Raw genomic sequence first — 11385 nt, 5'->3', positions numbered from 1 at the left:
AAGCCCGCCCAGGACCTCCTCCACAACGGAGTGCCGGTCGGCGAGAGCTACGTCCAGGACCCGGTCATCTCCCAGGTCGCCGCCGCCGTCTTCGGCGACGGAACGTTCTTCTTCGTGGTCCTGGCCGCCGCCACCGCGCTCGTCCTCTTCCTGGCCGCCAACACCGCGTACAACGGCTTCCCGCTCCTCGGCTCGATCCTCGCCCAGGACCGGTACCTGCCGCGCCAGCTGCACACCCGCGGCGACCGCCTCGCCTTCTCCAACGGCATCGTGCTCCTCGCCGGCGCCGCCGCCCTCCTGGTCTGGATGTACGGGGCCGACTCGACCAAGCTGATCCAGCTGTACATCGTCGGCGTCTTCGTCTCCTTCACCCTCAGCCAGATCGGCATGGTCCGGCACTGGAACCGGCACCTGAAGACCGAGAGGGACCCCGCCAAGCGCCGCCACATGATCCGCTCCCGCGCGATCAACGCCTTCGGCGCCTTCTTCACCGGCCTCGTCCTCGTCGTCGTCCTCGCCACCAAGTTCACCCACGGCGCCTGGGTCGCCCTGCTCGGCATGGTGATCTTCTACGGGACGATGACCGCGATCAGGCGGCACTACGACTCGGTCGGCGCCGAGATCGCCGCCGCGGAGGAACGGCCCGACGAGTACGTGCGCCCCTCCCGCGTCCGCTCCATCGTCCTCGTCTCCAAGCTCCACAAGCCCACCCTGCGCGCCCTGGCCTACGCCAAGCTCATGCACGCGAACGAGCTGGAGGCGCTGACCGTCAACGTCGACCCGGCCGAGGTGAAGGCCCTCAAGGAGGAGTGGGAGCGGCGCGGCATCAACGTCCCGCTCAAGATCCTCGACTCCCCGTACCGCGAGATCACCCGGCCGGTGATCGAGTACGTGAAGAGCCTCCGCCGCGAGAGCCCGCGCGACGTCGTCTCCGTCTACATCCCCGAGTACGTCGTCGGCCACTGGTACGAGCACCTGCTCCACAACCAGTCCGCGCTCCGCCTCAAGGGCAGGCTGCTCTTCACCCCCGGTGTCATGGTCACCTCGGTGCCGTACCAGCTCCAGTCCTCCGAGGCCGCGAAGAAGCGGGCCCGGAAGCGCCAGGAGTGGAACGCGCCGGGCTCGGTCCGCCGCGGCCCGGTGGAGAAGGGCCAGAAGGAACCGGCCGCGAAGAACAACCGGTAAAGAACAACTAGACTGGTGGGCTGCCGTCCGAACTGTCACGAACGGCGGCCCACCGTCACTTCCTCTTGGAGTCCCCCCGCCATGCAGAACACCCCTGTTTCGTCGTTGGTCGGGGAAGAGTACGAGGTAGAGGTCGGTCCGGTCGCCCACGGAGGCCACTGCATCGCCCGTACGGACGCCGGCCGCGTCCTCTTCGTGCGCCACGCGCTGCCCGGCGAGAAGGTCGTCGCCCGCGTCACCGAGGGCGAGGAGACCTCCCGCTTCCTGCGCGCCGACGCGGTCACGATCCTCGAAGCCTCCAAGGACCGCGTCGAGGCCCCGTGCCCCTTCGCGGGCCCCGGCAGGTGCGGCGGCTGCGACTGGCAGCACGCCAAGCCCGGTGCCCAGCGCCGCCTCAAGGGCGAGGTCATCGCCGAGCAGCTCCTCCGCCTCGCGGGCCTCACCCCCGAGGAGGCCGGCTGGGACGGCACCGTCATGCCCGCCGAGGGCGACAAGGTTCCCGCCGGCGAGGTCCCGCAGTGGCGCACCCGCGTCCAGTACGCGGTCGACGCCGAGGGCCACGCGGGCCTGCGTCGCCACCGCTCGCACGAGGTCGAGATCATCGACCACTGCATGATCGCCGCCCCGGGCGTCTCGGAGCTCGGCATCGAGAAGCGCACCTGGGAGGGCATGGCCTCGGTCGAGGCGATCGCCGCCTCCGGCTCGAACGACCGCCAGGTCATCCTCACCCCCCGCCCCGGCGCCCGCCTCCCGCTCGTCGAGCTCGACAAGCCCGTCTCCGTCATGCGCGTCGACGAGAAGGACGGCGGCGTCCACCGCGTCCACGGCCGCGCCTTCGTCCGCGAGCGCGCCGACGAGCGCACCCACCGCGTCGGCAGCGGCGGCTTCTGGCAGGTCCACCCGAAGGCCGCCGACACCCTGATGAAGGCCGTCATGCAGGGCCTCCTCCCGCGCAAGGGCGACACCGCCCTGGACCTCTACTGCGGCGTCGGCCTCTTCGCCGGCGCCCTCGCGGACCGCGTCGGCGAGCAGGGCGCGGTCCTCGGCATCGAGTCCGGCAAGCGCGCCGTCGAGGACGCCCGCCACAACCTGGCCGGCTTCCCCCGCGTCCGCATCGAACAGGGCAAGGTCGAGTCCGTCCTCCCGCGCACGGGCATCACGGACGTCGACCTCATCGTCCTGGACCCGCCCCGCGCCGGCGCCGGCAAGCAGACCGTCACCCACCTCGCAAGCCTCGGCGCCCGCCGCATCGCCTACGTCGCCTGCGACCCGGCAGCCCTGGCCCGCGACATCTCCTACTTCGCCGCCCACGGCTACAAGGTCCGCACCCTGCGAGCCTTCGACCTCTTCCCGATGACGCACCACGTCGAGTGCGTGGCGATTCTGGAGCCGGTGAAGAAGGACGCCTGACCTGGGGTTTCCGGGTGACGCGGGGCGTGCCTCGTCGCCGTCGGCGGCTGGGACGGCCCGTTCCGTCGATGGCGGGCTAGGGCGTGTTGCGAAAGTCCCGCCTGCCCGACGGCGCCTGGCACGCACGCTCGCCGCGTTGTCGGGATCACCCCGATACATCCCGTATCGGGGCGACCCTCCGCCTTGCGATCGCACGCACCAGACGCCGTCGGGCCCGCCCTTCGGGCGGCCGGCGCTACTTTCGCAACACGCCCTAGGACTCCAGGTAGCGGAGTACTGCCAGGATGCGGCGGCTGTAGCCGGTGGTGCGGGACAGGTCCAGTTTGTCGAAGACCGTGTTGAGGTTCTTCTCCACCGCGCTCAGCGAGATGTGCAGCTTCTGGGCGATGGCCGTGTTCGTGAGGCCCTGGGCCAGGGCCTCCAGGACCGTGCGCTCGCGGGGGGTCAGGCGGGTCAGGGGGTCGCCGTGGGTGGTGCGGACGACCAGTTGGCGTACGACCTCCGGGTCGATCGCCGCCCCGCCGGCGTGGATCCGTTCGAGGGCGTCCAGGAACTCCTCGACCTGCGCCACCCGGTCCTTGAGGAGGTAGCCGACCCGGTCCGCGTTGGAGGCGAGCAGTTGGGCGGCGTAGTTGCGTTCGACGTGCTGCGAGAGGACGAGCACGCCGACCTCGGGGAAGTGGTCCCGGATCTCGACGGCCGCCCGCAGTCCCTCGTCCGTGTGGGTCGGGGGCATCCGGATGTCGACGACGACGATGTCGGGCCGCTGCTCCTCCACCTCCTTGAGCAGGGTCACCGCGTCCCCCAGTGCCGCCAGGACCTCGTGGCCCTCCTCGACGAGCAGCCTGACCAGGCCTTCGCGCAGCAGGGTCGAGTCCTCGGCCAGGATTACGCGCATGGAAGCTCCGCGGTGATGGTGGTCGGTCCCCCGAGGGGGCTGTGGACGCGCAGGACGCCGTCGAGTGCGGCCACCCGGCTGCGCAGCCCCGTGAGACCGCTGCCGGTCTCGTCCGCGCCGCCCGTGCCGTCGTCCTCGACCCGTACGGTGAGCCGCGCCCCGTCGAGCGTCACCGTCACGGAGATCGCCGAGGCGGAGGAGTGTTTAGCCGCGTTCGTCACGGCCTCCGACACCACGAAGTAGGCGGCGGTCTCGGTCGGCCGGGGGAGCGGGCCGTCGACGTCGTAGCGGATCCGCAGCGGAACGCCGCACCGCTCGGCGACCCCGCCGAGCGCCTCTTCGAGCCCGAGGCTGTCGAGCGCCGACGGGTACACCCGCCAGGCCACCTCGCGCAGTTCGGTCAGCACGCCCCGGGACTCCTCGTGCGCCTGGAGCAGCAGCGCGTCGGCCTGCTCGGGGTCGCGGCCCCGGCGTGCCCGGCCGATCAGCATCGCGAGCGCCACCAGACGCTGCTGGACCCCGTCGTGCAGATCGCGCTCGATGCGCCGCCGCTCGACGTCCACGGCCTCGACGACCGCGGCCCGGCTGGTGGCGAGTTCGTCGATGCGCCGCTGGAGCAGTTCACGCTCGGAGGGGCCGAAACACTCACGGGCGGTACGGGTGTCGAGGGCGGCCAGCGAGTACAGGCCCTGGACGTCGAGGAAGAGCAGTACGCCGCCGAGGAGGATCTGCGTGAGCAGCTCGTACCGGTCGAGGGTTCCCCGGACCGCGCCGCTCACCAGGAGACCGGCCAGGACGGCGCCGAAGACCAGGAGCCCGATGACGACTCCGCAGAGCAGGCCCGTGTAGCTGCGGATCGCGAGGTAGCGCAGGATCTTCTGGTCGGAGGCCTTGTAGTGCTCCGGGAACAGGTCCCCGAAGAAGGCGGAACGTCGGACCCGTTCGAGGGCGACCAGGCGCCGGGTACCCGCCATCAGGATCCTCAGGGCGTCGGCCCGGGTGCGCGGCCAGAGCAGGAACGGCCCGAGGGACACGCCGACGACGAGGAAGTAGAGGGCGCCTGCCAGAGCGGTCGCGCAGCCGACGAGGGTCCCCAGGGCGCGTCGTGGCCAGGAGGGGATGGTTGGGGTGGTGATGGTGGTCGTACGGGTGGTGGTCTCGTTCTCGACCGGGCCGTTTCCGCCGGAATGCTTCCGCGGCCGGTCCGGCGCCCTGCCTGCCAAGTCCCCCTGCACGGGGCCCGAGACTAGTTCGCCCGTACCGCCCGGGCAAGATCGCCCGGGCGGTACGGGGAGCGGGGCCGCGCCGTCCGGGCGGGTGCCGAGGGTCACGAGGTGCGCCGGTGCTGGGCCTGGCCGCGGCTGCGCAGCCGGACCGCCACGTAGGCCACGAAGGCGACGACCACGAGGACCAGGACGGCCTTCGACAGGACGCCGACGTAGGTCTCCACGACGTCCCACCGGTCGCCCAGCCAGTAGCCGGCCATCACGAGGACGCTGTTCCAGATGAGGCTGCCGAGGGTGGTGAGCATGATGAACAAGGGCATCGGCATCCGCTCCACCCCGGCGGGTACCGAGATCAGGCTCCGGAAGATCGGCACCATCCTGCCGAGGAAGACGGCCTTGGTGCCGTGCTTCGCGAACCACTCCTCGGTCCTGACCAGGTCCGAGGCCTTCACCAGGGGCAGCTTCCCCCAGATCGCGTGCATCCGCTCGCGGCCGAAGAGCACTCCGATCCAGTAGAGCGCCACCGCGCCGGCCACCGAGCCGAGAGTCGTCCAGAACAGCGCCGAGGTCAGGCTCAGTACGCCCTGGCCGGCGGCGAAGCCGGTCAGCGGAAGGATGACCTCGCTCGGCAGCGGCGGGAAGAGGTTCTCCAGGGCGATGGCCAGCCCGGCTCCCGGGCCGCCCAGCGTGTCGACGAGGCCGGCGGCCCAGCCGGCGACGCCGTCCGCGGGCTGCTGAGCGAGCGCCATGGTCGTGAGGTTCATGAGGGACTCCAAGGGGGCGGTGTGGGTGGGGCGGGCGCCCCGTTCTCCTTCCTCGAACTTAGAAATCCCAGTTCAGCGCCGGTATGAGGGTTGCCGTTCAGTGCGGTGGTGTTCTCCGTACCCCTCACCCTGCGGTTTTCCGCAGGGTGAGGGGGAGGGGGCTTCGGGGTGTGGGTGGGCGAGCACGGGGGTCTTCCGCAGGACAAATCGGTGTTGAGCTAATAAATTCGGGCATCGTGAGGCGGGCCGAGGTCGGTGCCGCGGGGTTCGAGTGCTTCGACGAGGAACCACATGGCCCAGGCCGACACCCACGACGCCGGAGCGGGACCGACGGCGCCGACCGCGAAGCTCACCCTGCTGACGCTCACCGCGATGGTCGTCGGCTCCATGGTGGGGGCCGGCGTGTTCTCCCTGCCGCGGCGGTTCGCGCAGGAGACCGGTGTCGCGGGAGCGTTGATCGCCTGGTCGGTGGCGGGCCTGGGCATGCTGATGCTCGCCTTCGTCTTCCAGGCCCTCGCCGTGCGCCGGCCGGACCTGGACGCAGGCGTCTACGCGTACGCCAAGGCCGGCTTCGGGGAGTACCTGGGCTTCTTCTCCGCCTTCGGGTACTGGGCGAGCGCGTGCGTCGGCAACGTGACCTACTGGGTCCTCATCATGTCGACGATCGGCGCGATCGCGCCCGCCCTCGGCGACGGGGACACGGCGCTCGCCATCATCCTTTCGTCCGTCGGACTGTGGGGCTTCTTCCTCCTCATCCGCCGGGGCGTGAAGGAGGCGACGGCGATCAACAGGATCGTGACCGTCGCCAAACTCGTCCCCATCATCGTCTTCGTCATCCTGGCCCTGTTCTGCTTCGAGCCGTCCGTTTTCGCCGACAACTTCGCCGGCGAGGACTACGCCGGCTCCCTCTTCAACCAGGTCCGGGGCACGATGCTGGCCACCGTGTTCGTGTTCCTCGGGGTGGAGGGAGCCAGCGTCTACTCCCGGCACGCCAAGCGCCGGGAAGACGTGGGGCGGGCGACCCTGCTCGGGTTCCTCAGCGTCTTCGCGATCTTCGCCTCCGTCACCATCGTGTCGTACGGCATCCTGCCCATGAGCGAGATCGCCGAGCTCCGCCAGCCCTCCATGGCCGGCGTCCTGGAGGCGGCGGTCGGCACCTGGGGCAGTGTCTTCGTGAGCGTCGGCCTCATCGTCTCCGTCCTGGGCGCCTATCTGGCCTGGTCCCTCATGGCGGCGGAGGTCCTCTTCGTCGCCGCCAAGGACGAGGACATGCCCCGCTTCCTCGGCCGGTCCAGCGGGGACGACGTACCCGTCCCGGCCCTCCTCATGACGACGGCTCTCAGCCAGGTCGTCCTGATCGTCACGGCCTTCTCCGACGACGCGTTCACCTTCGCCCTCGACCTGACCAGCTCCCTGAGCCTGATCCCGTTCCTGCTGGCCGCGGCCTTCGCCGTGAAGATCGCCCTGCGGCCCCGGCAGGAGAAGGTCGTCGGCCGGAGCACCCGGGCGGAACTCGTCTTCGCCGTCCTCGCGACCGTCTACACCGCGTTCCTCCTCTTCGCGGCCGGGCTCAAGTTCGTCCTCGTCTCCTTCATCATCTACGCCCCGGCCACCTTCCTGTTCGTCAAGGCCCGCCGGGAACAGAACCGGCGCCTGTTCTCCGGGAGAGAGGCCGTCATCTGCGCCGTCTCCGTCGTCGGGGCCGTCGTCGGCATCGTCGCCCTGGCCGTCGGGTGGATCGAACTGTGACCCGCCGGGCCCCCGTCCGTCCCGTACGTCGAGCCCCTCGTCCGTCCCCGTCGCTTCACCGGAAAGGCTGCTCATGAACCTCCCCGAGACCGGTACCGGTGGCGGTACCCCCGACCTCGGCGTCCACTCCGAGGTCGGACGCCTGCGCAAGGTGCTCGTCTGCTCCCCGGGACTCGCCCACCGCCGGCTCACCCCCGGCAACTCCGACGACCTGCTCTTCGACGACGTCATGTGGGTGGAGAACGCCCAGCGCGACCACGCCGACTTCGTCAACAAGCTGACCCAGCGGGGTGTCGAGGTCGTCGAACTGCACCAGCTCCTGGCGGAGACCATGGCCGTCCCCGGGGCGAGGGACTGGCTCCTCGACCGGAAGATCGTCCCCAACGAGGTCGGTCTCGGCCTGGTCGACGACACCCGCGCCTACCTCGAATCCCTCACCCCGCGCGAGCTCACCGAGTTCCTCGTCGGCGGCCTGTCCACCGCCGATCTGCCGGAGGACTTCCGCTCCGGATACGTGGCGCTCGCCAGGGAGGGTGTCGGCGCACGCGAGTACCTGATGCCCCCGCTGCCCAACACCCTCTACACCCGCGACACGACCTGCTGGCTGTACGGGGGAGTCACCCTCAACCCGCTGTACTGGCCCGCCCGGCACGGCGAGACCCTCCTGATGAAGGCGGTCTACGCCTTCCACCCGGCCTTCAAGGGCGCCACCGTGTGGTGGGGCGACCCCGAACAGGAGTGGGGCCAGGCCACGTTCGAGGGAGGCGACATCATGCCGGTCGGCAACGGCGTCGTCCTCATGGGCATGAGCGAGCGCACCTCCCGTCAGGCCATCACCCAGGTCGCCCGGGCCCTCTTCGACAACGGCGCGGCCGAGCACGTCGTCGTCGCCGGCATGCCCAAGCTGCGCTCCGCCATGCACCTCGACACCGTCTTCACCTTCGCGGACCGCGACGTGGTCACCCTGTACCCGAAGATCATGGACGCGGTGCGCACCTTCTCCCTGCGCCCTTCCGACAAGGCGCCGGGCGTCGAGATCACCGACGAGGGCGGTGCCGCGTTCGTGGACGTGGTGGCCAAGGCCCTCGGTCTGCCCCAGCTCCGGGTGATCGGGACGGGCGGTGACGTCTATGCCTCGGAACGGCAGCAGTGGGACAGCGGCAACAACGCCGTCGCCCTGGAGCCGGGTGTCGTCTTCACGTACGACCGCAACACCCAGACGAACACGCTGCTGCGCAAGGCGGGCATCGAGGTCATCACGATCGTCGGTGCCGAGCTGGGGCGCGGCCGCGGCGGCGGCCACTGCATGACCTGCCCCCTGGTCCGCGACCCGGTCGCGTTCTGACGCAAAGCACCGAAGTGGCCGGGCCCCGAGGCGGGAGCCGGCCACTTCGTGCGTCAGGCGGCGGTGCGTCAGGCGGCCTCGGGGCCGGCCAGCTGTTCCGCGAGCTCCCGCTCGGCCTCTTCGGAGAGCGAGGTCTTGAGCACCTCTCCGCCGAGGGGGCCCATCGCGGCGGCGAAGCGGTCCTCCGTGACCTTCGAGGCCATGACGACGACGGCGATCGAGCCGGGCCGGAGCAGGTCCTGGACGTTCTTGCGGAACTTGTTGTCGACGCCCATCTGCTGGAGCTTGCCGATCAGGCCTCCGGCGGCCGCGCCCACGACGCCGATCCCGGGGGTGAGGATCAGGATGCCGAAGACCATGCCCCACAGGGCGCCGGCGGTCGCCGACAGGGCGATCTCCTCGGTCCTGGCCGGTGTGTCCACATGGGTCTCGCCCTTCTCGTCGACCGACACGACGGCAAGCCCGGACAGTTCGATCACGTGATCCTTGGTCAGCCGCTGCACCTCGGCCACCGCTTTGTCGGCGAGGGCTCGGTCCTCGTAGCCGAGCACGATGAGTTCGGACATGCGCATTCTCCTTGTGAGGGGGCTGTCAGTACCGTTGGGCCTTGGTCAGCCTCGCTGTGAGGACGGGTTCGGGCGGCTGCCGGCTGATGACCAGGGGCTGTCTGCGCTCGCCGGGAGCGAGATCCTCCTCGCCGACGAACTGGGTTTCGACGACCTTGCCCGCCGAGTCGATGAAGTCGACCTGGACGGCGTACGAGGCGGTGTCCTGGGTCTTGTTGGTGATGCTGACGAGGGCGGTCGTGACACCGTCGTTCGTCCGCGGTTTGCCGGTCAGCGCCACCTCGTCCAGGGCGTTCCCCCGGCCCTGCACGTCCTGTAGCTCCTCTTCGGCCACGCGGCGCGAGCGTTCGATCTCGGTGCCGATCGACGCCTTGCGCGAGGCCTCTCTGGCGGACGCGGACGCTGCGGCCGACGAGGCGGACGCGCGGGCGGACTCGCCCGCCTCGGAGGCCGCGGAGGCGAGCGCGGAGGGTGCCGCCCCGCTGAAGGACTCGATGATCGGTGCGGACGGGCGTTCGCTGAAGGTCGGTCCGCTCGTGTCGTCGCCGCCGGAGTCGCAGGCGACGACGCCCGCCGCGCCGCAGGCGACGAGGACGACGGCGGCGGCCGCGGTCACGGCGCGGGAACGGACCGGGCGACGGCTGGGACGCTCGGGTGAGGGATTCACGGTCGTGTTCTTTCGTCGGGGACGTTGATGTTCGGCAGGGGAGTGATGGGGAGTCGTGGGGCGGCGTGGGACGGCACGGGATTTGTCCGTCCCGTCGGGTCCGGTCCGTCCCGTCGGGTCCGGTCCGGTCCGCTCGGGACCGGACCGGGCGCCCTTCGGAGGCCGGTCAGTACCGCAGCACTCCGGCGATGTGCCCCTGGCCGGCCAGTGCGTCGTCGGGTACGAAGCGGATCTCGGCGCCCCTCTCCAGGGCCTGCTCGACGATCTCGTCGACCATGTCGTCCCGCGCGCCGGGCTGGTCGGTGCTCGCGGGCTCCAGGTGCCCTTCCCGTTCCCGTACGACCGTCCGGTAGTGCTCCTCGACGGCCAGCAGCCGCACCCGGCCCTCCTGGACGGCCTGCCACACCTCGTCGAGTCCGCCCGCGAACTCCCGTCGGCCGCGGGCCGCCTCCAGCTCGGCGGCGATCGTGGCCGTCGACGCCGCCTCACGTGCGGTGCGGACCGGCTCCACGGCCTCGGAGACGGCGCCGGCCGGCCCGTCGGCGAGCCCGCCGTGCTGGATCGTGACCGCACCCGGGCCCAGCGGGCCGAGCTCCTCAAGGAGTGCGAGCGCGGCGGCCGAACCGAGGACGTACAGCGGGCGGGGCGCGTCGGCGAGGACCGCGCGCAGCTTGTCGTGCCCCTCGCGCAGGAACCGGCGGGTCGCCTCGTCCTGGAAGGTGCTCGGCATGTCCCCGATGCGCTGCTTGCGCTCCGCGTCCGGGTCCTCCAGGCTCCGCGTCAGCGGGAACCCGTCCCCGGAGTGCTCCACGGCATGCTCGGGGCTGCCGTCCCACAGGGAGACCCGGTCGGCGGCCACAGCGAGGGCCCAGTACGGCTGTTCGGCGGCCTGCGCCGCCACGAGGTTGCGGGTGAGGAAGGTGTCCGCGAGCACCACGCGTTCGGGTACCTCGCGAGCCACCGACCACACGTGCTCCTCGCCCTCGGCGACGAAGATCACCAGGCCGTCCTGTGCGTGGGACAGGTCGATGTCGGCGACGGCTCGCCTCAGCCGGCCGACGAGTTCCCCTCGCCGCTCGCGCGGCACGTCCGGGTCGTTCTCCAGCGCCTTCTCCGCCTGGGCCACGAGGTTGCGCAGTCGCACCGGATCCTGCGCGTTCCCCGGTTCGCGCCGGTGGGTCGGCATCAGCAGGGAGAGGGCGGGGTAGGGCCGGGGCCGGCGCAGCTCGGCGAGCTGCTCCGAGGTGAGCAGGGGATCCATCGGAGGCCTTCCTGGGTGAGCGCGGGCCGGGCGGGTGGGGCGGGCAGGGTGAGTGGCCGAGTGGGCTGGTGCCCCGCCGACCGGCTGCCGAGTCCTCTCCGCCCGAAAGGGCATGCTTGATGAGCTTCACCCGATATGTGAGAGCGCGCGACTCGGTTCGGTGAGGGCTCCTCGGGCGCGCCGGGTGCGGTAGGTGCGCCTCAAGGGGCCCGAAGATGGGTGTCCGCCCCGATGCGCCGGGCCCGGGTGGCAGGCGATGGTGGGGTTCGGAGCACCTTCTGTTCGGGGTGGGCCATGTGGGGCGCAGGTGCTCG

Annotated in this window: 10 protein-coding genes; 4 read left to right on the top strand and 6 right to left on the bottom strand. The window is 71.0% G+C overall.

Going from position 1 to position 11385, the window contains the following annotated elements; all coding sequences use genetic code 11:
* The coding region (locus tag ACF08F_RS28200; protein WP_392301319.1) for an APC family permease at window positions 1–1185 on the top strand (1185 nt) is incomplete at its 5' end.
* A gap of 81 nt (window positions 1186–1266) precedes the next feature.
* Entirely contained in the window at window positions 1267–2595 is a 1329-nt protein-coding gene (locus tag ACF08F_RS28195; RefSeq protein WP_392301318.1) for a class I SAM-dependent RNA methyltransferase, read from the top strand.
* Window positions 2596–2848: 253 nt separating this feature from the next.
* Here the strand turns inward: ACF08F_RS28195 and ACF08F_RS28190 are convergent, their stop codons facing one another.
* From ACF08F_RS28190 to ACF08F_RS28180, 3 genes are all read right to left on the bottom strand, one after another.
* A complete protein-coding gene (locus tag ACF08F_RS28190) occupies window positions 2849–3493 on the bottom strand; it encodes a response regulator (RefSeq protein ID WP_392301317.1) in 645 nt (214 codons plus the stop codon).
* Window positions 3484–4629 carry a sensor histidine kinase gene (locus ACF08F_RS28185; RefSeq protein WP_392301331.1) on the bottom strand — a complete coding sequence of 382 codons (1146 nt, stop codon included), beginning with the start codon at window positions 4627–4629 and terminating at the stop codon, window positions 3484–3486. Before ACF08F_RS28185 ends, ACF08F_RS28190 begins: the two co-directional genes overlap by 10 nt.
* Before the next feature lie 191 nt (window positions 4630–4820).
* Entirely contained in the window at window positions 4821–5483 is a 663-nt protein-coding gene (locus tag ACF08F_RS28180; protein WP_392301316.1) for a DedA family protein, read from the bottom strand.
* A 291-nt stretch (window positions 5484–5774) separates the two neighbouring features.
* On the opposite strand from ACF08F_RS28180, the gene ACF08F_RS28175 reads away from it, so the two are divergent.
* Both ACF08F_RS28175 and ACF08F_RS28170 read left to right on the top strand, forming a co-directional pair.
* Entirely contained in the window at window positions 5775–7232 is a 1458-nt protein-coding gene (locus ACF08F_RS28175; RefSeq protein WP_392301315.1) for a basic amino acid/polyamine antiporter, read from the top strand.
* 73 nt (window positions 7233–7305) lie between these two features.
* Window positions 7306–8577 (top strand): arginine deiminase, encoded by a 1272-nt coding sequence (locus ACF08F_RS28170; RefSeq protein WP_392301314.1) that lies wholly within the window; start codon window positions 7306–7308, stop codon window positions 8575–8577.
* A 68-nt stretch (window positions 8578–8645) separates the two neighbouring features.
* On the opposite strand, the gene ACF08F_RS28165 is transcribed toward ACF08F_RS28170, so the two are convergent.
* The 3 genes from ACF08F_RS28165 to ACF08F_RS28155 form a co-directional block, all read right to left on the bottom strand.
* A complete protein-coding gene (locus tag ACF08F_RS28165) occupies window positions 8646–9143 on the bottom strand; it encodes a DUF1269 domain-containing protein (RefSeq protein ID WP_392301313.1) in 498 nt (165 codons plus the stop codon).
* A 25-nt stretch (window positions 9144–9168) separates the two neighbouring features.
* The gene (locus tag ACF08F_RS28160) at window positions 9169–9759 is read right to left on the bottom strand and encodes a hypothetical protein (protein ID WP_392301312.1); all 591 of its coding nucleotides are present in this window, start codon (window positions 9757–9759) and stop codon (window positions 9169–9171) included.
* A gap of 217 nt (window positions 9760–9976) precedes the next feature.
* Window positions 9977–11071: a chemotaxis protein gene (locus ACF08F_RS28155; RefSeq protein ID WP_392301311.1), complete on the bottom strand. Its 1095-nt coding sequence runs from the start codon at window positions 11069–11071 to the stop codon at window positions 9977–9979.
* Window positions 11072–11385: the final 314 nt, after the last annotated feature.

The organism is Streptomyces sp. NPDC015130 (assembly GCF_043080005.1).
Lineage (GTDB): Bacteria > Actinomycetota > Actinomycetes > Streptomycetales > Streptomycetaceae > Streptomyces.
The sequence above is the reverse complement of the archived record's forward strand: the minus strand, read 5'-3'. Positions and strand labels throughout refer to the sequence as shown.

Excerpts from the sequence above, each read along its gene's own strand:
- ACF08F_RS28170 (WP_392301314.1), top strand. The coding sequence starts at position 7,306 with ATGAACCTCCCCGAGACCGGTACCGGTGGCGGTACCCCCGACCTCGGC.
- ACF08F_RS28165 (WP_392301313.1), bottom strand. The coding sequence starts at position 9,143 with ATGTCCGAACTCATCGTGCTCGGCTACGAGGACCGAGCCCTCGCCGAC.
- ACF08F_RS28155 (WP_392301311.1), bottom strand. The coding sequence starts at position 11,071 with ATGGATCCCCTGCTCACCTCGGAGCAGCTCGCCGAGCTGCGCCGGCCC.
- ACF08F_RS28175 (WP_392301315.1), top strand. The coding sequence starts at position 5,775 with ATGGCCCAGGCCGACACCCACGACGCCGGAGCGGGACCGACGGCGCCG.
- ACF08F_RS28190 (WP_392301317.1), bottom strand. The coding sequence starts at position 3,493 with ATGCGCGTAATCCTGGCCGAGGACTCGACCCTGCTGCGCGAAGGCCTG.
- ACF08F_RS28180 (WP_392301316.1), bottom strand. The coding sequence starts at position 5,483 with ATGAACCTCACGACCATGGCGCTCGCTCAGCAGCCCGCGGACGGCGTC.
- ACF08F_RS28195 (WP_392301318.1), top strand. The coding sequence starts at position 1,267 with ATGCAGAACACCCCTGTTTCGTCGTTGGTCGGGGAAGAGTACGAGGTA.